Genomic DNA, 22,504 nt, shown 5'->3' with positions numbered 1-22,504 from the left:
GGACGCCGGACGATCAGAGGCGCGGGCGCGCGGTGTCTTCCGGCGCATCGTTGTCGTCGACCGGCTGGCCGTACTTCATCCGCCGCATTTTCTCCGCCACCCGCGCGATCTCTTCGGGCGGCAGGATCACCGGTTCGCCGAACTGCTGGGCGTAGAGATACTGGCGGGCCAGCGTCTCGACCTCCACGGCGAGGGACAGGGCGCTCGCCACGCTCGTCCCCAGCACGATCATGCCGTGGTTGGCGAGCAGGCAGGCGAGCCGACCTTCCAGCGCCGTCAGGGCGTGGTCCGACAGGTCCTGTGTGCCGAAGGTCACGTAGGGGGCGCAGCGGATCGAATCGCCGCCGGCCAGCGCCACCATGTAATGGAAGGACGGAATGCCGCGGCCATGCACCGCCAGCGCGGTGGCAAAGGTCGGATGGGCATGCAGGACGACCGTCACGTCCGGCCGCGCCCGCAGGATGTCGCGATGGATCCGCCATTCCGACGACGGGCGGCGATTGCCCAGATAGGTGCCGTCGAAGCCCATTTCGACGATGTCGTCCGGGATCATGGCGTCATAGGGCATGCTGGTCGGCGTGACCAGGAAACCGCCCTGAACCCGGTGCGACAGGTTTCCCGACATGCCCTGGTTGATGCCCAGCCGGTTCATGGCAAGGCAGCCGTCGATCACGGCCTGGCGTTCGGCGAGGTGGGTGGTCATGGCGGGCGCATCCGGGGTGGTGGGAGCGCCTAAGGGGCCATGGGGTGTGGTGAGGGTCAAGGGGGGATGCTTGTGGCTTCGGCCTTGTCGGCGTGACGCCCCCAAACCCTTGCCCCCTCCCCAACCCTCCCCGCTTCGCGGGAGAGGGAGTTAAGCGCAAGAGCGGCGGAGTTCCCTCTCCCACGATCGGACCGGCCTATGGCCGGCCGAGGGTGGGGGAGGGTTAGGGAGGGGACAAAACGGCTATTGAAGCCCTACTCCGCCGGCGTCCCGTGGTGGTGCCCGTGGCTCACCTTCTCGCCGGTGACTTCCTCGACCCACAGCGAATGGTGCTCGCGCGCCCATTGCAGTTCGACCTGACCATCGCCCATGGCGGCGAAGGCGCCTTCCATGCCGACGGAGCCGATGTAGATGTGCGCCAGGATGATGGCGATCATGATGATCGCGATGGCGGCATGGAGCAGCTGGTACAGCTGCAGCTCCTCCAGCGTGGCGAAGCTGAAGGGGAAGATCAGCTGCACGCCGGTGAAGCCGAGCGCAGCACCGCCGACCACGGTGGACCAGAAGATGATCTTCTGACCGCCGTTGAACTTGTGCGCCGGCGGGTGGACGCCCTTGGAGAACAGGCCGCCCGCCTTCAGGAACCAGGTCAGGTCATGGCGGGACGGGATGTTGTGCCGGGCCCACATGACGAAGATCAGCGCCACGCCGACGATGAAGGCGAAGCCCAGGAAGTTGTGCGCCAACTTGCCGTAATGGGTGAAGGCGGCAAACGGCTCCGGCCCGATCAGCGGCAGCAGCGTATAGCGGCCGTACAGCACGTTCAGTCCGGAGATGGCGAGCACGACGAAGCTGCCGGCGGTCAGCCAGTGCACTCCGCGCTCGAAGGCGTTGAAGCGCTGGATGGTGCGGCCGGTTTTCCGGCCGTCGATGCGGATGCGGCCTCGGACCAGGAAGAACAGCACCAGCAGCGCCATGATGCCGGCAAGCACCCAGGTGCCGTACTGGCTGAGCGGCCCGTTGCGAACCGCGCGCCAGGCCTCGCCTTCCGACTGGATCAGGACGCCGGCCTGCTTGTTGGGGATGGAGACGGTGCCCTGCTCGCCCAGGCGGATGCCGTGCCAGCCTTCGGCAATGCTCTTCCCGGGGACCTGGGTCGGCACCGGCGGCGCCTCGCGTTCGAATTGCTGGCTGTTGGCCTGCTGATCGACCGGGCCGCCGACGCGGACGCTGGACTGGGCGGCGGCGGGCAATGCCGCGCCGCAGGCGAGGCCGATCCCGAACAGCAAGGCGGCGACAGCCGACTTCATGCGATGACCTTCCATCGGACGCTCCCTATCGCACACCCTGATAGGCGGCGCGCTGTTGCAGCGCGCGCACCTCGTCGGCGGTGCGCGGCGTGTCGGCCGCGCCCCGGTAGACGCCCTTGTCCAGATGGATCGGGCGCGGCGTCGCGTCCTCCTGGCACCCGGCCAGCAGAAGCGCGGCGCCGAACGCCAGCAGGACAGTGCGCGTCCCCACCATCGTCACCGTCACAGCCCCTGCTTCTGCACGGGAGCCCCACCGGCCGCACCGCCGGTGCCCTGGAACAGCGAACCGCCGGGCTGGCCGCGCTCCTGACCCGACTTGGTCTGGTAGGCGGTGCCCCAGCCCCAGGCGCCGGAGCCGAAGCCGCGGGCGGTCACGCGCTCGCGGTAGATGTCCGACACCTTGTCGGCGTCACCGGCCAGCAGCGCCTTGGTCGAGCACATCTCGGCGCAGAGCGGCAGCTTGCCTTCGGCCAGACGGTTGCGGCCGTACTTCTTGAACTCGGCCTCCGAATTGTCGGCCTCCGGACCGCCCGAGCAGAAGGTGCACTTGTCCATCTTGCCGCGGGTGCCGAAGTTGCCGGCCTGCGGGTACTGCGGCGCGCCGAACGGGCAGGCGTAGAAGCAATAGCCGCAGCCGATGCAGAGGTCCTTGTTGTGCAGGACCACGCCCTCGGCGGTCTGGTAGAAGCAGTCGACCGGGCAGACCGCCATGCAGGGCGCGTCGGAGCAGTGCATGCAGGCGACCGAGATCGTCCGCTCGCCCGGCTTGCCGTCGTTGATGGTCACGACGCGGCGGCGGTTGATGCCCCAGGGCACCTCGTTCTCGTTCTTGCAGGCGGTGACGCAGGCGTTGCACTCGATGCAGCGCTCGGCGTCGCACAGGAATTTCATCCGGGCCATGGTTCAAACTCCCGCGCGTCAGGCCGCCTGGATGCGGCAAAGGGTGGTCTTGGTTTCCTGCATCTGGGTCACCGAATCGTAGCCGTAGGTGGTCGCCGTGTTGGCGGCCTCGCCCAGCACGATCGGGTCGGCCCCGGCCGGGTACTTGGAGCGCAGATCCTGCCCCTGATACACGCCGCCGAAATGGAAGGGCATGAAGGCGACGCCGCGGCCGACCCGTTCGGTCACCATGGCCTTGACCTTCACCTTGCCCTTTTCCGGGCCTTCCACCCACACCATCTGGCCGTTCTTGATGCCGGCGTTGTTGGCGTCGAACGGGTTGATCTCGACGAACATGTCCTGCTGCAGCTCGGCCAGCCAGGGGTTGGAGCGCGTCTCGTCGCCGCCGCCCTCATACTCGACCAGACGGCCGGAGGTGAGGATGATCGGGTATTCCTTCGACACGTCGCGGTCCTGGATGGACTTGTACAGCGTCGGCACGCGCCAGGACTTGGTGTCCGCATAGGTCGGATAGCTGGCGACCAGATCGCGGCGCGGGGTGTAGAGCGGCTCGCGGTGGATCGGAACCGGGTCCGGGAAGTTCCAGGCGATGCAGCGGGCCTTGGCGTTGCCCGGCGGGTTCAGGCCGTGCTTGATCGCCACGCGCTGGATGCCGCCGGACAGGTCGGTGGTCCAGGACACGGCGCCGATCTTCTCGCCGCCGATCTTCTGGATGACCGCCAGTTCCTGTTCCGTCAGGTCCTTGTCGAAGCCCAGCTTCTGGAGCATCGCCATGGTGACTTCCGGATACCCGTCCTTGATCTCCGACCCTTCCGGATAGGAACCCTCGGCCAGCAGCGTCACGCCGTTGCGCTCGACGCCGAAGCGGGCGCGGAAGGCGCCGCCGCCCTCGGCCACCGGCAGCGAGGTGTCGTACAGGTTGGCGGTGCCCGGATGCTTCATCTCCGGCGTGCCCCAGCAGGGCCAGGGCAGACCGAAGTAATCGCCGTCGCACGGGCCGCCGACGGCGCGCAGCGTCGTCTTGTCGAAGGTGGCCTGATGCTGCATGTGCAGCTTCAGACGCTCCGGCGATTGGCCGGTGTAGCCGACGGACCACATGCCGCGGTTCCACTCGCGGGTGATGTCCTCGATCACCGGGACGGTGCCCTCGACCTTGATGTTCTTGAACAGCGGCCCGGCGAAGCCGAACTTCTTCGCGAACAGATACATGATCTCATGGTCCACCTTCGATTCGAAGAGCGGCTCCATGATCTTGTCGGACCACTGGACGGACCGGTTCGACGCGGTACGCGACCCGACCGTCTCGAACTGGGTGGCGGCCGGCAGCAGGTAGAAGTTGTCCTTGCGGTCGGGCAGAACGGCGGTCATCGTCGGGAACGGATCGACGACGACCAGCAGTTCCAGCTTCTCCATCGCCTTCTTCATGTCGGGCAGACGGACTTGGCTGTTCGGCGCGTGACCCCAGAAGACCATGCCCTTGACCGGGTTCGGCTGGTCCAGGTTCTCCTTGGCTTCCAGGACGCCGTCGAACCAACGGGACACCGGGATGCCGGTGGCCTCCATCAGCTTCTTGTCCTTGAAGCGGGCCAGCACCTCGTCGTACGGCACGTCCCAGACGCGCGCCCAGTGGCGCCACGCGCCCTCGGCCAGACCGTAGTAGCCGGGCAGGCTGTCGGAGGTGACGCCGAAGTCGGTCGCACCCTGCACGTTGTCGTGGCCGCGGAAGATGTTGGTGCCGCCGCCGGCCACGCCGACATTGCCCAGCGCCAGCTGCAGCACGCAATAGGCGCGGGTGTTGTTGTTGCCGATGTGGTGCTGGGTGCCGCCCATGCACCAGACCAGCGTGCCCGGACGGTTGGAGGCCAGCGTGCGGGCGACGCGCTTCAGCTGCGAGCCCGGAACGCCGGTGACGCGCTCCACCTCTTCCGGCATCCACTTGGCCACTTCGGCGCGGATGTCGTCGAAGCCATAGACGCGCTTGGCGATATAGTCCTTGTCCTCCCAGCCGTTCTGCAGGACGTGCCAGAGGATGCCCCAGACCAGCGCCACGTCGGTGCCCGGACGGAAGCGGATGTATTCGTCGGCCTTGGCTGCGGTGCGGGTGAAGCGCGGATCGGCGACGATCAGCGGCGCGTTGTTCTGCTCCTTCGCCTTCAGCACATGCATCATGGCGACGGGGTGCGCCTCGGCGGCGTTGGAGCCGATGAAGAACAGCGCGCGCGACTTCTGGATGTCGTTGTAGCTGTTCGTCATGGCGCCGTAGCCCCAGACGTTCGCCACGCCGGCCACGGTGGTGGAGTGGCAGATGCGCGCCTGGTGGTCGACGTTGTTGGTGCCCCAGAAGGCCGCGAACTTGCGGAACAGATAGGCCTGCTCGTTGCTGTGCTTGGCGGAGCCGAGCCAGAACACCGAATCCGGGCCGGACTGCTCGCGGATCGCCAGCAGCTTGGAGCCGACCTCCTCGATGGCCTGGTCCCAGCTGATCCGGGTCCACTTGCCGTCGACCATCTTCATCGGATAGCGCAGGCGGCGGTCGCCGTGGGCGTGCTCGCGCACCGAAGCACCCTTGGCGCAGTGCGCACCCAGGTTGATCGGGCTGTCGAAGCCGGGTTCCTGCCCGATCCAGACGCCGTTCTGCACCTCGGCCACCACGGTGCAGCCGACGGAGCAGTGGGTGCAGATCGACTTGACCTGCTTGACGGGCGCGCCGGCGACGGCCGCCGCGGTGGCGGCGTCGGCCTTCTTCACCATGCCGAACGGCATCGCGGAGGCGAGCGCGGCGCCGCCGGCGGCAATGCCGGAGGTGCGCAGGAAGGCGCGGCGGTCGACGGTGACGCCGGTGGCGGACGCCAGCGTCTGGGTCAGCGTGCGGGCAAGGTGACGGCCGCCCGAGGTGGCCGAGCTTTTCTTGATGAGCATCGGGGCGTTCCTCTTAGAAGCGGCTCAGTTCGTAGACCCGACGGACATGGTCGGTTTCACGGTAGCCGGTGGAGGCGGTCTCCGCCGGGGCGGCCTCCGCGGTCCCGCCGGTGGCGGTCACCCCGGCGGCGACGGCGCCCAGCGCACCCACGCCCAGGCCGGCGACGCGAAACAGGTCGCGCCGGGCGAGCGATTTGTCCGTATTCTGCTTGGCAGCTTCTTCTTTGGCTTTGACCGCGTTCCGCGTCATGGCTTCGCTCCTCACCTTTACGCCGCAAGGTCGAAGGCGCGCGCCTCGACCGCCAGAAAACTTCGTCCGACCGCACCGACCGCCCGGTAGAAGCGGGCCGACGGCGAGGTCTCCAAATCCGCAAAGAACCGCCCGGCCCAGGAGCCGACATGGCGGTCGAAGAATGCCCGCTGCGCCTCGAGATCGACCGTCCCGCCGTCCTCCGGCGCGAATTCGCCGCCGATCAGGCCGGCCATCATCTCGCACAGCGCTGCGATGTGATCCTCCGGCTCCGTCACGCCGTCGGCGCGGGCGATGCCCAGCCGCGCCATGTCGACGCGCAGCTCCGCCAGCGGCTTCTCGTTCAGGAATCCGGTCAGATAGTAGGAGCCGTAGGGAGTGCGCTCGCTGCCGCCGACGCCGATGAAGAGGGTGGTAAACTCTTCCTCCACCGCCGCGGGGTCGCTGCCGCGCGCCGCCTCGGCCAGCTGGTTCAGCGCCGCGCCGAACTCGCCGCCCTCCCCCGCCACGCCGGCAAGCGCGGCCAGGAAGCCGGCGTCGGGCGCGCGCGACAGCAGGCGCGCCAGCAGGGCATAGACCTGCGCACGCAGCAGTTCCTCCTCCGCGACCGCGGGGGGAACGGTATGATCGACGGCCCTGGACACGCGCCGCAAACTCCTCCCGGACACACAGACGGGGATGCCGGCGTCCGCGGCCTGACCGCGCGCCGTCCCATGGCCCCGTCCTAAACCCCTTTTGATGCACCTGCGAAAAGCCGTTGCCTTACAGTGGCTTAGCATTGCGCAGGCCGATAATAGAAGGACTGAACCTATCCATTTGTCAACTAAGGACGCGCCCGGAAGGGGAGACAAATGAATCTTTGTCGCTGCGCTATGCTCGCGCTAACAGAACGCCCCTGGATTTTGAGAGCGTCCAATCCGGCGCGACGATCCGTCGCAATTTGAGAGGAGAATTGTGGGGGGCGTAAGGATCCTCCCTCTCCCGCCCCGGGAGAGGGAAGGGGCCCGCCGCACAGCGGTGGGAAGGGTGAGGGGTGGCGCAAGGATCAGATAAGTTCGGGACTCTTGGATTGCCCCTCACCCTCCCCACTTCGTGGGTCCCCTCCCTCTCCCGGGACGGGAGAGGGCTCTGCAGGCTCCGCCCCCTCCGCCACCTCGTCCAGCATGTTCAGGAAGCCCTCGCCGACGCGGTAGAGGGTCTTTACCGGGACGTTGCCGGTGAACAGGCTGGCGTAGTCGTCGGCATAGTCCTTCAGCCCGTCGTCGTTGGCATAGATCGGGTCGGAGGTCCACAGCTTGCGCAGGGCCTGACGGTGCAGATCCTCCGGCACCTCAGCGCGCAGGAAGGGCGTGAAGTCGGACTCTCCGGTCAGTTCCTCGACAGGCGGCAGATCCTTCAGCGGGTCGTCGGCTTCACCGTCTGCGTTCGGCGGAGCGTCCGGCTGGGCAGGATCGGCCGGCAGTTCGTCGGCGACCGCAACGGGAAGAGCTGCCACCTCCTCGACCGGCGGCGCGACATCGACGGCCTCCGGCTCCGGCTTGACCGCCGTGCGCTTCAGGCGCGACCAGCGCGACAGGAAGGCTTCGCCGCTCATCGCCGCCGGTCCTCCTTCTCGAAATGGCGCTTGCGTTCGCGCTTGTGGAAGGGGACGTCGACATGGTGCTGCTCGACGAAATCGCGGACCAGCGCGATCACCTCCGCCGGCATCGGCACGGTCTCCACCACGTCGCTGCCGACCTGATAGCCCTCCCCTTCATGGGCCGACGCGGTAACGATTGCGGGCACCAACTCCTCGCCGTCCGGCCCGGGGCGCATCACCACCCACAGGCGCGGCGGGTCCTGCGACAGGTTCAGGCGGTAGCCTTCGGTGTCGGTGCGGAACAGCTCCAGCGTCAGGGTGGCGACGTGGCTGTGGGTCCAGCCCTCCCCCTCCATCAGGAGGCGGCCGGGCGGATCGACCGGACCGGCGCCGGGGATGACCGACACCGGGCGCCAACTCCACTCGGCCCAGGCGGTGACGCCGCGGCGGCGCTCCACCACGATGCCCAGCGGCATGGTCTCAATGCGCTCAAGCGATTGGGTGCCAAGCGGTTCCGTCATCATACATGTCCCGACGCCAGCAGGCGTTCCGCCTCGGCCAGATCCTCCGGCCGGTTGGTGTTGAAGAAGGGATCCACAGAATTGGCCGGATCGACCTCGAAATCGGCGACGGCCAGCCGGTAGCGGGCGGTCCAGGCATCGACCTTGCGGACGCCCTCCTCCACCATGGCCCGGCGCAGGTCGCCGGCCAGCCGGATCGGCCAGAGTCCGAAGACGGGATGCTCCTGCCCGGCCGAGCGGGCGCAGGCGAGGTCGGCGCCCTCCCGCTCCAGCGCCGCAGCCATGCGGGTGACGAGGTCGCGCGGGATGAAGGGCGCGTCGGTGGCGAAGCTGGCGACCCAGGCGATCCCGGGCGCGGTGCCGCGCATCCACTCCATCCCCGTCAGCACGCCGGCGAGCGGACCGGCATAGCCCTCCACCACATCCGCCGCGACCGGCAGGTGCAGATGAGCGAAGCGGGCCGGGTCGCCGTTGGCGTTGAGGACCAGCGGGCCGACCTGCGGCCGGACGGTGGCGACGATCCGCTCCAGGATGGTCTGGCCGCCCAGCGGGCGCAGGCACTTGTCGCCGCCGCCCATCCGCCGCGACAGCCCGCCGGCCAGCAGGACGCCGCCAATGTCCCGGTGGCCGATATCCCTGTGCCCTAAGTCAATCGTCATCGCGGCTTCCCTTGCGTCCATGCCGGCGGTCCTCGTCCGCGGTCGCGGCCGTATCGGCGTCGAAGACCAGCCGGTCGGTGCCGGCCAGCGCGATGAAGCGCTTGCCCTTGGCCCGGCCGACCAGCGTCAGGTTGGCCTGCCGCGCCAGCTGCACGCCCCAGGCGGTGAAGCCGGAGCGCGAGACCAGGATCGGAATGCCCATCTGCACCGTCTTGATCACCATCTCCGAGGTCAGACGCCCGGTGGTGTAGAAAATCTTGTCACCGGCCGGAATGCCGTTCAGATGCATGTAGCCGGCGACCTTGTCCACCGCATTGTGGCGGCCGACATCCTCCATATAGACCAGCGGCCGGTCCTCCTGGCACAGCACGCAGCCGTGGATGGCCCCGGCCTCCAGATACAGGCTGGGCTGCAGGTTGATCTGCTTCGACAGCGCGTAGATCCACGAGGTGCGGAGCCGGACGTCGGCGGGAAGGCTGACGGACTCGAAGGTCTCCATCACGTCGCCGAAGGCGGTGCCCTGGGCGCAGCCGGAAGTCAGCGTCTTCTTCTTCAGCTTCGCTTCGTAATCGGTCGCGCGCTCCGTACGGACGACGACCGTGTCGGTTTCCTCGTCCACGTCGATGCCGGTGATGCGGTCGTCGCGCCGCAGCATGTTCTGGTTCAGCAGATAGCCGACGGCCAGACAGTCCGGATAGTCGCCGATCGTCATCATCGTGACGATCTCCTGCCCGTTCAGGTACAGGGTCAGCGGCCGTTCCACCGTGACGGCGGTTTCGATCTCGCGTCCGTCCTGGTCCAGGCCGCGGACGCGCTCCGTCAGCTTGGGGTTCGCCGGGTCCGGCGCTATGGTGAAGGTCTTAAGACTCATGATAGGGCTCATGGGCGCGAGTGTGGGCGAGCGCCGTGCTTCGGACAAGCCCCCGGCCCATGCAATTCCATTTTTGATCTGGACCCGATGCAGGATTTTTCCCAGGCCATGGCGCTGGCCGTCACCATGATCGCCACGCTGGACGCCGGGCTGATGCAGATCGTCGGGCTGTCGCTGCGGGTCAGCCTGACCGCCGTCGCCGCCGCCACGCTGATCGGCCTGCCGCTGGGGGCCGCCGTCGCGGCGCTGAGCTTTCCCGGACGGCGGGTCGTCGCGGTCCTGCTGAACACGCTGATGGGGCTGCCCCCGGTGGTGGTCGGGCTGGTGGTCTATCTGATGCTGTCGCGGTCCGGCCCCTTCGGGGTGCTGGGGCTGCTGTTCACGCCGGCCGCGATGATCGTCGCCCAGACGGTGATGATCGTGCCGATCGTCGCCTCCCTCTCCCGCCAGACGGTGGAGGACCTTCTGGTCGAGTATGACGACCTGCTGCGCGTCACCGGCGCCGGGCCGTTCCGGCGGCTGGCCACCCTGCTGGCGGAGGCGCGCTGGAGCCTCGTCACCACCGTGCTCGCCGGGTTCGGACGGGCTTCCGCCGAGGTCGGGGCGGTGATGATCGTCGGCGGCAACATCGAGCATGTCACCCGCGTCATGACCACCGCCATCGCGCTGGAGACCAGCAAGGGCGACCTGCCGATGGCGCTGGCGCTCGGCCTCGTCCTGATGACGCTGTCGCTGGCGATCAACCTCGCCGCATCCCTGCTGAAGGAGACGGGCGAGCGCGCCTGACCCAGCGGGGCCGGTTTTTCCGGCATGCGGCAAAATCGACGGAAACCCGGCATGGCTTTGCAAGGATCCGCGGCATACGCTATGCCTTGCAGGCAACAACGCCTTTTGGGAGGAGTAACGCGATGCTGCGCCGTTCGTTCGTGCTGGGGGCTGCCGCCGCCGCGGCCCTGACCGGCCTGATCCAGGCAGCCGTCCCGCCGGCGGCATTGGCCGCCGACCGTTACATCACGGTGGCCTCCACCACCTCGACCGAGGATTCCGGCCTGTTCGGCTCCATCCTGCCGAAATTCACCGCCAGGACGGGGATCGAGGTGCGGGTCGTCGCCAAGGGTACGGGCCAAGCCATCGACCTCGCCAGGCGCGGCGACGCCGACGTGCTGTTGGTCCACCACAAGCCGTCGGAGGACAAGTTCGTTGCCGAAGGCTATTCCACCGAACGCAAGCCGGTGATGTACAACGATTTCGTCATCGTCGGCCCGGCCGCCGACCCGGCGGGCATCAAGGGCGGCAAGGACGTCGCCGCAGCCCTGTCGAAGATCGCCGCGGCCAAGGCCCCCTTCGTGTCGCGCGGCGACGACAGCGGCACCCACAAGGCCGAACTCGCGCTGTGGAAGACGGCCAGCCTCGACCTGGCCAAGGCGGAGCCCAAGGAGAGCTGGTACCGCTCCATCGGCCAGGGCATGGGACCGACGCTGAACACCGCCGCTGCGATGAACGGCTACACCCTGACCGACCGCGGCACCTGGCTGAACTTCAAGAACCGCGGCCCGCTGACGGTGCTGGTGGAGGGCGACAAGCGCCTGTTCAACCAGTATGGCGCGATGCTGGTCAACCCGGCCAGGTTCGCCCACGTCAAGGCGGCCGACGGGCAGGCCTTCGTCGACTGGCTGGTCTCGGCGGAGGGCCAGAAGGCCATCGCCGACTACACCATCAAAGACGAGCAGCTGTTCTTCCCCAACGCCAACGAGCCGGGGGCGTAAGACGCGGGCATAACGCCGGCGGTCACATCCACAGACCGCCGGCGGGCGTCAGCAGAACGGGTTCCATGCGGCGCCAGGGGATGACCCGGACGATCTCGATCGCCGAGGCTTTCCGGTAGATCACCGCGTACCAACGCAAAGCCGTCCAGAAAAAGACGTCGTAGCCGGTCAGATCGGGCCGGCGATGTCCCAGGCCGGGGCTGGCGGCGATTTTCTCAAAGGAGTCGTAGAGTGAGTCGAGCAGCCGGTCGGCCGCGTCGGCGCCTTCGGCATCCTCGATGAAGGCATGGATCGCATCGAGATCGTCGAGCGCCAGCGGCGCCAGGGTGTAAAGGCCGCTCACCGCTCGTCCGGGCCACCTTTTGCTTGCCGGCGGGCGGCAATCCGCTCCTTCGACAGGCGCCGGGCCTCATCCGCCGGTATCCCTTCCCCGCGGTCCAACTGGCCAATGGCTTCGCCGATGTCGCGGTTCAGCCGCTCCAGCGCACGCCCCTGGGCATCGTCGATGCGAAAGTACAGGCGCAGCGCCTCGCGCATCACCTCGCTGGCCGAACCGTACAGCCCGCTGGCCACGCGCTCTTCGATCCGCCGTTCAAGTTCGGGGGTAAGGGATACGTTCATCGTCCGCCTCCGGATAGCCAACCATAGCAAAGTTCGTTATCGCGGCAATCGGTGACAACCCGATCCCGATAAGATTCCCGTTCCCATCGCGCCGCATTCCCCCATATGAGTGTCCTCAGGCCAGGGGCGTCAGCCCCAAGCGACAGGAGTTTCTGGGACAATGAAGATCGGCGATCGGACGGTTCTCGTCTGCGACTGTGCGCACAGCATCGCGCTGGACGGGGCGGCGCTGGGCAAGGCATGCGGCGACGGCAGCGCCGTCACCGTGCATACCCAGCTGTGCCGGGCGCAACTCGACCGCTTCGAGAAGGCGGTCGCCAACGGCCAGCCGCTGCTGGTCGCCTGCACGCAGGAAGCGCCGCTGTTCAGCGAGATCGCGGCGGAGGTGGCGCCGGACACCGCGCTGGCCTTCACCAACATCCGCGAGCGCGCCGGCTGGTCGGACGAGGGCGCGCAGGCGCTGCCGAAGATCGCCGCGCTGCTGGCCGAGGCCGCCTTGCCGATCCCGCCGACCGGCGCCCTGACTCTGACCTCGCAGGGCACCTGTCTGGTCTACGGCACCGACGAACGCGCCATCGAGGCCGGGCGCCGGCTGGCGAAGCACCTGGACGTGACCGTCCTGCTGACCAATCCCAAGGACATCGCGCCGCCGCAGGTGATGGACGTCGCGATCTTCCGCGGGCGCATCCGCAGCGGGCGCGGCTGGGTCGGCGCCTTCGAGATCGTGGTGGACGACTATGCCCCGGCATTGCCCTCCTCGCGCGGGACGCTGGGGTTCGAGCCGGTGCGGCAGGGGGCGTCGGCCCGCTGCGACCTGATCCTCGACCTGACCGGCGGCACGCCGCTGTTCCCCGACCACAAGCGCCGCGACGGCTATATCCGCCCCGATCCCGACAGCCCGGTGGAGGTGGCCAACGCCCTGCTGGAGATCGCCGATCTGGTCGGCGAGTTCGAGAAGCCGCGCTTCGTCGACTTCAAGGCCGATCTCTGCGCCCATTCGCGCAGCCGCAAGACCGGCTGCACCCGCTGCCTGGACGTCTGCCCGACCGGCGCCGTCACGCCCAACGGCGACCATGTGTCCATCGACCCGCATGTCTGCGCCGGCTGCGGGTCCTGCGCCGCGGTCTGCCCGACCGGGGCCGCCACCTATGCCCTGCCGCCGGCCGCCACCGTTTATGAGCGGCTGCGCACGCTGCTGGGCACCTACCGCAAGGCCGGCGGCACCGCCCCGGCACTGCTGATCCATGACCCGCGCCATGGCGACGAGCTGGTCGGCATGATGTCCCGGCACGGCCGCGGCCTGCCGGCCCGCGTGCTGCCCTTCGCCCTGCACGAGGTGACGCAGGTCGGCTTCGACCTGTTCGCGCTGGCGCTCGCCTATGGCTGCACCCATGTCCGCGTCCTGACCGGTCCGGAGAACGAGGGGGAGACCGCCGGGCTGGCCTCGCAGGTCGGGCTGGCGGAGGCCGCCTTCAGCGGGCTCGGCTACGGGTCGGGCCGGGTGGCGGTGATCGACGCCGCCGATCCCGACGCGGTTGCGGACGAGCTGTGGGCCCTGCCGGCGGACCCGGTCGAGGCCGGCATGTTCCTGCCGATGGGGCCGAAGCGCACCGTGACCATGCTGGCGCTGCGCCACCTGCACAAGGTCGCCCCCGCCCCGGTGGAGGTGCTGCCGCTGCCGCCGGGCGCCCCCTTCGGCCGGGTGTCGGTGGATGTGGCGGGCTGCACGCTCTGCCTGTCCTGCGTCGGCGCCTGCCCCACGGGCGCGCTGCTGGACAATTCCGACAAGCCGATGCTGTCCTTCGCCCAGGACGCCTGCGTGCAGTGCGGCCTGTGCAAGACCACCTGCCCGGAGAAGGTCATCTCCCTGGTGCCGGAGATCGATTTCCGCGATCAGGCGCGCGGCGCCTCGGTCATCAAGGAGGAGGAGCCCTTCTGCTGCGTGTCCTGCGGCAAGCCCTTCGCCACGAAGTCGTCGATCGAGAAGATCATGACGGCGCTGGCGGGCAAGCACTCGATGTTCGCGACGCCGGAGGCCGCCAACCGCATCCGCATGTGCGAGGACTGCCGCGTCCGCGACCAGTTCGAGCGCGGCAACGACCCCTTCGCCATGGGCCGCCCGCCGATGCCCCGCACCACCGACGACGACCTGCGCGAACGCGAGGAAGCGCAAAGGGAAGCACAACTGGCGGCAGTGCGACAAAAGCTGATGTGACGCCGCAAACTCTTGATCGCCGTCAAAGTCGGCATACCGTGATGTGGAATACGCTCCCGCGATCGTTGCGCATCGTATGTGTAGCGAACATATACTGTGGCGGCCCGCCAGCGGCCGCCCGTGGAGTCCACCGATGATCGACCCAGTGTCCGAAGCCCGTACGCCAGCCGCCACCGCCCCGCTGATCGACCCGTTCGGCCGGAAGGTGGAGTATCTGCGCGTGTCGGTGACCGACCGCTGCGACCTTCGCTGTGTCTATTGCATGGCGGAGGACATGAGCTTCCTGCCCAAGGCGGAGGTGCTGACGCTGGAGGAGCTGGACCGGCTGTGCAGCGCCTTCGTGAAGCTGGGCACGCGCAAGCTGCGGCTGACCGGCGGCGAGCCGCTGGTGCGGCGCGACGTGATGCGGCTGATCCGCTCGCTCGGCCGCCACATCGAGTCGGGCGACCTGGACGAGCTGACGCTGACCACCAACGGCACCATGCTGTTCAAGCATGCGGCCGGGCTGTACGAGGCCGGCGTGCGGCGGATCAACGTGTCGCTCGACACGCTGGACCCGCACAAGTTCCAGGCCATCACCCGCTGGGGCAAGCTGGACAAGATCCTTGGCGGCATCCAGGCGGCCAAGGACGCCGGGCTGAAGATCAAGATCAACACGGTGGCGCTGAAGGGTGTCAACGACGACGAGGTCCACCGGCTGGTGGCCTGGTGCGGCGAGCAGGGTTTCGACCTGACCTTCATCGAGGTGATGCCGATGGGCGACATCGGCGAGGGCGCCCGCATGGACCAGTATTGGCCGCTGACCATGCTGAAGGCCGAGTTGCAGAAGCGCTGGACCCTGACCGAGAGCGACCACCGCACCGGCGGCCCCGCCCGCTATGTGCGGGTGGAGGAGACCGGCCAGCGCGTCGGCTTCATCACGCCGCTGACCCATAACTTCTGCGAAAGCTGCAACCGCGTGCGGCTGACCTGTACCGGCACGCTCTACATGTGCCTGGGCCAGGAGGATGCCGCCGACCTGCGCACGCCGCTGCGCGTCAGCGACGAGGACGGCCCGCTGATCGACGCGGTGCGCGAAGCCATCACCCGCAAGCCCAAGGGCCACGACTTCATCATCGACCGCCGCCACCAGGGTCCGGCCGTCGGACGGCATATGAGCGTGACGGGGGGTGAGGTTCTTTAGGCGCATGCCCCCTCCCCATCCCTCCCCGCTCTCGGCCGGCCGAAGGCCGGTCCGATCGCGGGAGAGGGGGTAGGAGCTTTGCGGGAGCACGGCGGCAGTCCCCTCTCCCGCGAAGCGGGGAAGGTTAGGGAGGGGGCAAAACTTCACCACGCGGCCCCAAAAAATCACCAAACCAAGAGCGAGCACCGCCATGCCCCTGCCTTTCCTGACCGGACTGCGCGTCATCGACCTCGGCCAGTATCTGCCGGGACCGCATGCGGCACAGCTTCTCGGCGACCTGGGCGCCACGGTGGTGAAGGTGGAGCCGCCGGACGGCGATCCGCTGCGCCGGCTCGGCCCCACGGACAGCGACGGCACCACCGCCGCCTACAAGCTGCTGAACGCCGGCAAGACCGTCATCCGCCTCGACCTGAAGTCGGCGGATGGCCGTGCGGCGCTGGAAGCGCTGCTGGCGAAGGCCGACGCGCTGATCGAGAGCTACCGGCCGGGCGTGATGGACAAGCTGGGGCTGGGGCGCGAGCGGCTACGGCAGCTCAATCCGCGGCTGGTCCATGCCAGCCTGTCGGGCTGGGGCTATGACGGCCCCTATGCCACGCGGGCGGGGCACGACCTGAACTACATGGCGGTTGGCGGCGGGCTCGATGCCTCCGGGCTGCCGGACCGGCCGGTCATCAGCTATCTGCCGGTCGCCGATTTCGCCTCGGCCCAGCAGACGGCGCTGGCGGTGGCCGGCGCGCTGCTCGGGCGGGAGCGGTCGGGACAGGGCTGCTTCCTCGACCTGTCGATCATGGAATCGGTGCTGGGCTGGCAGGGGCTGAACCTGACCGCGGCGGCGCGCGGGACCATGCCGAAGCGCGGCGAGGCCCTGCTGTCGGGCGGCGCCGCCTGCTACCGCATCTACCGCACGGCGGACGGCCGCTTCGCCACCCTGTCGGCGCTGGAGGCCAAGTTCTGGCGCGGCTTCTGCGAGGCGGTCGGCCGTCCCGACTGGATCGCCCGGCAGGAGGATCCCCTGCCCCAGACCGCCCTGACCGCGGAGCTGGAGGCACTGTTCGCGACGCGGACCCTGGCGGACTGGAAAGCCCTGCTCGACCCGGTCGACTGCTGTTTCGAAGCTCTGCCCGAACTGGCGGAGGTCCACGCCCATCCTCACGTCGCCGCCCGCGGACAGGTCCGCGTCACCGACGGGTCGGAGCCGCTGGTGGAGACGCTGATGGGCCTGCGCGTCGACGGCGCCCCGCCGCCGGAACGCGCAACCTTGCGGGAAAGCGACGCCGCGGCGGTGCTCGCCGGCTGGGGGTAAGGCTCAGCCCTCCCGCCGGTAGGGCGACAGCTCGTCGCCCAGCGCCTCGATCTCCGCTTCGACGGCGGGGCGCTCCTGCGCCAGATAGCGGTCCACGGCGCGGCGGAAGCCGGGGTCAGCGATCCAGTGGGCGCTGTAGGTCGGCACCGGCATGTAGCCGCGCTGGATTTTGTGCTCACCCTGCGCCCCCGCCTCGACCCGCGCCAGACCGCGTTCGATGGCGAAATCCAACGCGCGGTAATAGCACGCCTCGAAATGCAGGAAGCGGTAGCTCCCGTCGGAGCCCCAGTTGCGGCCGTACAGCGCATCGTCGCCCAGCAGGTTCAGCGCCCCCGCCACCCATTCCCCGCCGTCCTCGCACATCACCAGAACCACCCGGTCGGCCATCGTCTCGCCCAGCAGCTGGAAGAAGCGCCGGTTGAGATAGCCGCCGCCCCATTTGCGGTCGGCGGTGTCCAGGTAGAAGCGGTGGAAGGCGTCCCAATGCTCCGGCTTCAGATCGCCGCCGGTCAGGGTGTGCAGGCGGACGCTGCTGTCGGCGACCTCGCGCCGCTCCTTGCGGATCGCCTTGCGCTTGCGGGAGTTCAGCGCCTCCAGGAACTCGTCGAAGCTGCCGTAGCCCCGGTTGTGCCAATGGTACTGCACCCCCGTCCGCTGCAGCCAGCCGGCCTTGCCCAGCCGGTCCCAGTCGCCACGCTCCGGAAAGGTGACATGGGCGGAGGAGACGCCATAGCGTTGCGCCACCTGCTCCAGCGCCGAGACCAGCGCGTCGGCGACGGCACCGGCCTGCGGTCCGGGCGGCACCAGCAGGCGCGGCCCCGGCACCGGGGTGAAGGGAACCGCCACCTGCAGCTTGGGGTAATAGCTGCCGCCCGCCCGCTCATAGGCGTTGGCCCAGGCGTGGTCGAAGACATATTCGCCGTAGGAATGGCTTTTCAGATAGGCGGGCACCGCGCCCACCATCCGGCCGGAACCGTCATAGGCGGCGAGGTGGCTGGGCTGCCAGCCGGACTTGCCGGCCGCCGCCCCCGATTCCTCCAGCGCCAGGAGGAAGGCGTGGGACAGGAACGGGTTGCCGGGACCGGCGCAGGCGTCCCAGCCCTGCTGGTCCGCCTCGCCGATCCCGGCCAGTACCTTGACGGTGATCGCGTCGTTGCCGTCGGGCATGCATGCGTCTCCCTGAACGATGGCAAGGAGGTAAGCCTCATGTCGCTTTGCGGCAAGGCGCCGTCGGCGCCGGGCGGCAAGGCGCGGTCACCGTCTCGCGGGTCAGGCCACTTCCAGGATGGCGTCGACCTCGACCGCGACGTTGCCGGGCAGCGACGGGGCGCCGACCGCGGCGCGGGCATGCTGGCCGGCCTCGCCGAACACGTCGCGCATCAGCTCCGACGCGCCGTTGATGACCAGCGGATGGTCGTGGAAGTCCGGGCCGGAATTGACGAAGCCGCCCAGCCGCAGCACGCGGGTGACGCGGTCCAGGTCGCCGCCCAGCGCGGCCTTGGCCTGGGCAAGGATGTTCAGCGCGCACAGGCGTGCGGCTTCCTTGCCCTGGTCCACCGTGAAGTCCTGGCCGACCTTGCCGACGAACTTGCGCTCGCCGTTCCAGACCGTGACCTGGCCCGAGATGTAAAGGGTGTTGCCCGAACGGGTGTAGGGCACATAGGCCGCCACCGGGGCCGCGGCCTGCGGCAGTTCGATGCCCAGTTCCGCCAGGCGCGCGTCGATCCGACCGGTCATGATGCTTCTCCCTTCCCTGCTTTGGCCCCTGTCGGGCCATGCGTTCGATGTTTGGGACGTGGTTTGGAGCCCGACCATAGCCGCGCCGGCAGGGCGGTGGGAAGATTCTTACCGCCGGGCGTATCGGCAGAACCGTCCGTCACCGGCAAAAGATTCCGGGAAACTTTTTCGGACTTCCCGCCGCCCGGCCCCGGCCCAACCCTGCCCTTTTTGCCGACCTATTTTTATTCCATAGGGAAATCAGTGACTTATGGCACACCAGCGCAGTTGGCACGGCGCTTGAAATAGTGGTGTCAGGAAAACGCACGTTGCCTCGCCGGTCAAATGACCAAGAGCGGGGACAGCCTCAGAAGGAGACTAGGACCATGGCCGGTAATGTGACCCTGACCGCCTCGATGCGCACGAACCTGCTGCAGCTGCAGAACACGCAGGCCGGTATCGACAAGAAGCAGAACATCCTGTCGACGGGCAACAAGATCAACTCGGCTCTGGATGGTCCGACCGCCTTCTTCGCCGCCAAGGGCCTGAACCAGCGCGCCGGCGACCTGTCCTCGCTGAAGGACGCGATGGGCCAGTCGATCAGCACGATCCAGGCCGCCGACAAGGGCCTGACCTCGATCGACGCGCTGGTCGACCAGGCCAAGGGCCTGACCACCGCGGCCTACGCCGCGCTGGGCACCGACGCCGCCTCCATCGCCACCCGCAAGTCGCTGTCCGCCCAGTTCAACACGCTGAAGGACCAGATCGACAAGCTGGCCGCCGACAGCGGCTATCAGGGCAAGAACCTGATCAACGGCAACGGCATGAGCATGGACAGCACCAGCGAGTCCCGTGCCGCCGTCAACACCATCACCGGCGTCGACAACGCCCGCGTCACCAACGTCATCGCCGCCGACACCTATTCGATCCGCATCAAGGGCGACGGCTCGATCGAGGGCAAGACCGCCGACATCTCCAAGGCCGAGAACAAGCACGGCCTCGTCGGCCTGAAGCTGTCGGGCACGATGTCCAGCACGCTGGGCAGCTTCTCCGACGTCCAGGTCGAAGTCCGCGGCGCCAACGGCCGCACCCGCGACTTCATCGTGTCGGACGGCAACGAAAGCCGCACGATCTCCTACTTCGACAACACGCAGACGATGTCGACCAACCTGGCGACCGCCGCCACGGCCGGCAACCCGCAGGTCTCGGGGGTGAACGTCAGCGGCACCATCGAAGAAGGCGACATCTTCAGCATCACGGTCGAAGGCCAGACCTTCAGCTACACCGCGACCTCCGGCGACGTCGCCATCGGCCAGAGCGGCTCGACGCAGGTGGCGTCCCAGCTGGTGGCGTCGATCAGCACCGCCATCGCCAGCGGGCGCCTGCAGGGCAAGGACGTTGCCACCGCCTCGCTCGGCGCCAGCGGCACGATCGTTCTGACCGGTGAAACCACGGCCGGCGTGGTCCGCGACTTCACCGTGACCGCCAGCACGACCAACGCGCTGACCAAGAAGATCTCGGAAAGCTTCGCGTCGGGCACGGTGGTGTCCTTCACCGTCGACCGCAAGCTGCTGGAAGCGGCGAACAACCAGGGCAACGGCATCTCGACCATCGAGAAGAAGGTCGACCTGCAGATCCAGGTCACCAACTCCAACGGTGCCCAGGTCACCCGCGACGGCATGAGCGACCGCGGCGACGGCAAGCTGAGCGGCGGCGAGCAGTCCTTCACCTTCGACACCGGCACGGTGCGCCTGGGCATCGAAGCCACGACGATCCAGCAGGCGGCCACGGCGAATTGCTCGGCCAATATCGTCACCAAGCAGATCTCCGACGCCACCACGTCGAACGACATCACGGTCCAGCTGAACGAACGCAACACCAACTCGATCACGGTCAGCGCGGTCAACCTGTCGACCAGCGGCCAGGGTCTGCGGCTGGACGGTGCGCAGAACGACTGGATGGACCGCGCCGACATCGACAAGGCGGTGGCTGGCCTGGATCACGCCAAGTCGACGATCCGCTCCGCCTCGCAGCAGCTGTCGACCAACCTGAACATCATCACGACCCGCGAGAGCTTCACCAAGGAGTTCAGCGACGTGCTGACGGAGGGCGCCAGCAAGCTGACGCTGGCCGACCAGAACGAGGAAGGCGCCAGCCTGCTGATGCTGCAGACCCGGCAGCAGCTCGGCACCATCGCCCTCTCGCTGGCCAACCAGTCGCAGCAGTCGATCCTGCGTCTGTTCTAAGGCGAACAGGGATCGGACACACGAAGAGGGCGCCCCCGCCGGGGCGCCCTCTTCGATTCGGCATCGGGGATGCGGCCGGAAGGCGCGGTCAGCGCCGGCGCAGCGCCTCCTCGACCAGGGCGCGGGCGTCGGCGGCCAGCGCGGCGCGGCTTTCGTCCCGCGTGTACATCATGTGGCCGCCGGGATGCACCGTCACCGCCACCCGGTCGCGCTCGCCCGGCGGCAGCTCCAGCCTGGACGCCACCCAGCGCGACGCCATGTAGGGGGTGATCAGGTCGGTGCGGCCGTGGACGATCAGCACGCGCAGCGCCGGCTGCAGGGTCAGCGCCGTCTGCAGCGCGTCGACGGCGCTCGGCACCGACATCCGCGGCCATTCCCAGTTCCGGTTCACCCGGTTGCTCAGCAGCCGGTAGGGCGTGTCGGTCCGCACCCCCAGCGCGTCATGGGCATAGGCGGCGAAGGCCGTGGTGTAGGTCGGCACCGTGCCCTTCAGGAACGGATCGAACGGAACGCGCGCGGCCCCCGGATCGGGGTCGGCCGCGGTGAAGGTGCCGTCATAGATGCTGAGGATGCGCTCACGGTCGCGCAGAAGCTCGCGCGTGAAGACGCCCATCGGAACCCGTCCGCGCTGGCGCCGCACGGTCTCCACCGGCAGGCCGGTGATGCGCGCCACCTCGGCGAACATGTCCTGGGCGGCGTCGAGCCGGCCATGGTCGAGCCCGGCCATCCCGGTCAGGTAGGGACCGAGCGCGAAACGCTCCGCCGCTTCGGCCGCCTGCTCCGGCGTGCCCGGCCTGCGCCCGAGCGCGGCGGCGGACGCGGCCATGGACGGCAGCTTCCATGCCGGGCCGAGGATCCCGTCCTCGTCGATGGCGGCGAAATCGACGACGGGCGAGACCAGGATCAGCCCGTTCACCGCAAGCCCGACCTGATCGATCAGCTCGTCGGCCATCTTGGCGATGCGGAATCCGCCATAGCTCTCCCCGGCCAGGAAGGTGGGGACGACCAGCGCCCCTGACGGGTCAGCCACAGCCGGACGATCTCGGCCATCGCCCGCGCATCGCCGTCCACCGACCAGAATCGCTTTTCCGTTTCGTCGGGTTTCACCGCCCGGCTGAAGCCGGTCCCGACCGGATCGACGAAGACCAGATCGGTGAAGGCCAGCCAGCTGTCGGGATTGTCGACCAGCGCGGCGGGCGGCGGCGGCAGGGCGCCGTCGGGGCCGAAGGCGACCACCCTGGGGCCCGCCGCTCCCAGATGCATGTAGGCCGACGCGGCCCCCGGCCCGCCGTTGAAGACGAAGGTGACGGGGCGCGGCCCGTCCGCCGGAGTTTTCGGCTCGGCGGTGTAGGACACAGTGAAGATGCGGGCGGCCAGCTCCTCCCGGACGCCGTCGCGCAGCGGCAGGAACTCCGCCGTCGCGGCGTAGGCCAGCGCCCCGCCGGGGAGCGGCAGGCTGTGCCGGGTCACGCTGCGCTGCGGGTCGAAGCCCTGGAGATCGTCCGCCCCGCGGCCATCCGGCTTGCGCTCCTCCTGCTTACGCTCTTCGGCCCCCGCGCCGGGCTTGGCGGCGCCCGCGGTCTCCTGCCCGTCCTGCTTGGCATCCTGGGCGGGAGCGGAAGCGGGGGCGAGCGGCGCCAGAAGGGCCGGCAGCAGCGCCAGCGCCAGGACGCCGGACGGCGGGCGGAGCCGCCGCGGCGGCCGGGCGGGCGGAGACGGGGGCGGCATCGACGGATCCAAAA

23 protein-coding genes are annotated in these 22,504 nt (G+C 68.7%); 6 read left to right on the top strand and 17 right to left on the bottom strand.

What is annotated here, in order from left to right; translation table 11 throughout:
- Nucleotides 1-13 precede the first annotated feature (13 nt).
- From AB8P05_RS12725 to fdhD, 11 genes are all read right to left on the bottom strand, one after another.
- Complete coding sequence (locus tag AB8P05_RS12725) at nucleotides 14-703, bottom strand: class II aldolase/adducin family protein (protein ID WP_472758194.1); 690 nt, start codon at nucleotides 701-703, stop codon at nucleotides 14-16.
- 254 nt (nucleotides 704-957) lie between these two features.
- Complete coding sequence (locus AB8P05_RS12720) at nucleotides 958-2,013, bottom strand: formate dehydrogenase subunit gamma (protein WP_472758193.1); 1,056 nt, start codon at nucleotides 2,011-2,013, stop codon at nucleotides 958-960.
- Nucleotides 2,014-2,038: 25 nt separating this feature from the next.
- Complete coding sequence (locus AB8P05_RS12715; RefSeq protein ID WP_472758192.1) at nucleotides 2,039-2,224, bottom strand: hypothetical protein; 186 nt, start codon at nucleotides 2,222-2,224, stop codon at nucleotides 2,039-2,041.
- An 11-nt stretch (nucleotides 2,225-2,235) separates the two neighbouring features.
- On the bottom strand, nucleotides 2,236-2,913 hold the full coding sequence (gene fdh3B, locus AB8P05_RS12710; protein WP_149223109.1) for a formate dehydrogenase FDH3 subunit beta: 678 nt from the start codon (nucleotides 2,911-2,913) through the stop codon (nucleotides 2,236-2,238).
- 18 nt (nucleotides 2,914-2,931) lie between these two features.
- Nucleotides 2,932-5,832: a formate dehydrogenase subunit alpha gene (locus tag AB8P05_RS12705; protein ID WP_472758191.1), complete on the bottom strand. Its 2,901-nt coding sequence runs from the start codon at nucleotides 5,830-5,832 to the stop codon at nucleotides 2,932-2,934.
- A gap of 13 nt (nucleotides 5,833-5,845) precedes the next feature.
- Nucleotides 5,846-6,082, bottom strand: a complete 237-nt coding sequence (locus AB8P05_RS12700) for a formate dehydrogenase (protein ID WP_455171121.1) — start codon at nucleotides 6,080-6,082, stop codon at nucleotides 5,846-5,848.
- Between the two features lie 17 nt (nucleotides 6,083-6,099).
- A complete protein-coding gene (locus tag AB8P05_RS12695; protein ID WP_472758190.1) occupies nucleotides 6,100-6,726 on the bottom strand; it encodes a TorD/DmsD family molecular chaperone in 627 nt (208 codons plus the stop codon).
- Between the two features lie 401 nt (nucleotides 6,727-7,127).
- Nucleotides 7,128-7,676, bottom strand: a complete 549-nt coding sequence (locus tag AB8P05_RS12690; RefSeq protein ID WP_472758189.1) for a DUF3306 domain-containing protein — start codon at nucleotides 7,674-7,676, stop codon at nucleotides 7,128-7,130.
- Nucleotides 7,673-8,182, bottom strand: a complete 510-nt coding sequence (locus tag AB8P05_RS12685; protein WP_472758188.1) for a DUF3305 domain-containing protein — start codon at nucleotides 8,180-8,182, stop codon at nucleotides 7,673-7,675. Before AB8P05_RS12685 ends, AB8P05_RS12690 begins: the two co-directional genes overlap by 4 nt.
- Nucleotides 8,182-8,841: a molybdenum cofactor guanylyltransferase MobA gene (mobA, locus tag AB8P05_RS12680; RefSeq protein ID WP_472758187.1), complete on the bottom strand. Its 660-nt coding sequence runs from the start codon at nucleotides 8,839-8,841 to the stop codon at nucleotides 8,182-8,184. Before mobA ends, AB8P05_RS12685 begins: the two co-directional genes overlap by 1 nt.
- Complete coding sequence (gene fdhD / locus AB8P05_RS12675) at nucleotides 8,831-9,712, bottom strand: formate dehydrogenase accessory sulfurtransferase FdhD (protein ID WP_455171116.1); 882 nt, start codon at nucleotides 9,710-9,712, stop codon at nucleotides 8,831-8,833. Before fdhD ends, mobA begins: the two co-directional genes overlap by 11 nt.
- Before the next feature lie 87 nt (nucleotides 9,713-9,799).
- On the opposite strand from fdhD, the gene AB8P05_RS12670 reads away from it, so the two are divergent.
- Together AB8P05_RS12670 and AB8P05_RS12665 are read left to right on the top strand one after the other, a co-directional pair.
- The gene (locus AB8P05_RS12670; protein WP_472758186.1) at nucleotides 9,800-10,498 is read left to right on the top strand and encodes an ABC transporter permease; all 699 of its coding nucleotides are present in this window, start codon (nucleotides 9,800-9,802) and stop codon (nucleotides 10,496-10,498) included.
- A 122-nt stretch (nucleotides 10,499-10,620) separates the two neighbouring features.
- Nucleotides 10,621-11,478 (top strand): ABC transporter substrate-binding protein, encoded by an 858-nt coding sequence (locus tag AB8P05_RS12665; RefSeq protein WP_472758185.1) that lies wholly within the window; start codon nucleotides 10,621-10,623, stop codon nucleotides 11,476-11,478.
- A 22-nt stretch (nucleotides 11,479-11,500) separates the two neighbouring features.
- On the opposite strand, the gene AB8P05_RS12660 is transcribed toward AB8P05_RS12665, so the two are convergent.
- Both AB8P05_RS12660 and AB8P05_RS12655 read right to left on the bottom strand, forming a co-directional pair.
- Nucleotides 11,501-11,821, bottom strand: coding sequence for a type II toxin-antitoxin system RelE/ParE family toxin (locus tag AB8P05_RS12660; RefSeq protein ID WP_472758184.1), 321 nt, complete (start codon nucleotides 11,819-11,821; stop codon nucleotides 11,501-11,503).
- Complete coding sequence (locus AB8P05_RS12655; RefSeq protein WP_472758183.1) at nucleotides 11,818-12,099, bottom strand: type II toxin-antitoxin system ParD family antitoxin; 282 nt, start codon at nucleotides 12,097-12,099, stop codon at nucleotides 11,818-11,820. Before AB8P05_RS12655 ends, AB8P05_RS12660 begins: the two co-directional genes overlap by 4 nt.
- Nucleotides 12,100-12,259: 160 nt before the next feature.
- Between AB8P05_RS12655 and AB8P05_RS12650 the strand changes: the two genes are divergently transcribed.
- The 3 genes from AB8P05_RS12650 to AB8P05_RS12640 all read left to right on the top strand — a co-directional run bounded on the left by AB8P05_RS12650 (nucleotide 12,260) and on the right by AB8P05_RS12640 (nucleotide 16,800).
- Nucleotides 12,260-14,314: a 4Fe-4S dicluster domain-containing protein gene (locus AB8P05_RS12650; RefSeq protein ID WP_472758182.1), complete on the top strand. Its 2,055-nt coding sequence runs from the start codon at nucleotides 12,260-12,262 to the stop codon at nucleotides 14,312-14,314.
- Between the two features lie 133 nt (nucleotides 14,315-14,447).
- A complete protein-coding gene (moaA, locus tag AB8P05_RS12645) occupies nucleotides 14,448-15,497 on the top strand; it encodes a GTP 3',8-cyclase MoaA (RefSeq protein WP_472758181.1) in 1,050 nt (349 codons plus the stop codon).
- Nucleotides 15,498-15,687: 190 nt separating this feature from the next.
- Nucleotides 15,688-16,800: a CaiB/BaiF CoA transferase family protein gene (locus AB8P05_RS12640; protein WP_472758180.1), complete on the top strand. Its 1,113-nt coding sequence runs from the start codon at nucleotides 15,688-15,690 to the stop codon at nucleotides 16,798-16,800.
- Between the two features lie 3 nt (nucleotides 16,801-16,803).
- Here AB8P05_RS12640 and AB8P05_RS12635 read toward each other — a convergent pair whose 3' ends face one another.
- Nucleotides 16,804-17,967, bottom strand: a complete 1,164-nt coding sequence (locus AB8P05_RS12635; protein WP_472758179.1) for a GNAT family N-acetyltransferase — start codon at nucleotides 17,965-17,967, stop codon at nucleotides 16,804-16,806.
- Between the two features lie 102 nt (nucleotides 17,968-18,069).
- Nucleotides 18,070-18,537: a RidA family protein gene (locus tag AB8P05_RS12630; protein WP_455171109.1), complete on the bottom strand. Its 468-nt coding sequence runs from the start codon at nucleotides 18,535-18,537 to the stop codon at nucleotides 18,070-18,072.
- Between the two features lie 365 nt (nucleotides 18,538-18,902).
- Between AB8P05_RS12630 and AB8P05_RS12625 the strand changes: the two genes are divergently transcribed.
- Entirely contained in the window at nucleotides 18,903-20,762 is a 1,860-nt protein-coding gene (locus AB8P05_RS12625; protein WP_472758178.1) for a flagellin N-terminal helical domain-containing protein, read from the top strand.
- Between the two features lie 88 nt (nucleotides 20,763-20,850).
- Here the strand turns inward: AB8P05_RS12625 and AB8P05_RS12620 are convergent, their stop codons facing one another.
- Complete coding sequence (locus AB8P05_RS12620) at nucleotides 20,851-21,792, bottom strand: hypothetical protein (RefSeq protein WP_472758177.1); 942 nt, start codon at nucleotides 21,790-21,792, stop codon at nucleotides 20,851-20,853.
- Nucleotides 21,699-22,490 (bottom strand): S10 family serine carboxypeptidase-like protein, encoded by a 792-nt coding sequence (locus tag AB8P05_RS12615; protein WP_472758176.1) that lies wholly within the window; start codon nucleotides 22,488-22,490, stop codon nucleotides 21,699-21,701. Before AB8P05_RS12615 ends, AB8P05_RS12620 begins: the two co-directional genes overlap by 94 nt.
- Between the last annotated feature and the right edge of the window lie 14 nt (nucleotides 22,491-22,504).

This window comes from Azospirillum sp. VT-I1, assembly GCF_055698305.1.
Note: the sequence above shows the minus strand (reverse complement) of the source record. Positions and strands in the feature narration are given on the sequence as shown.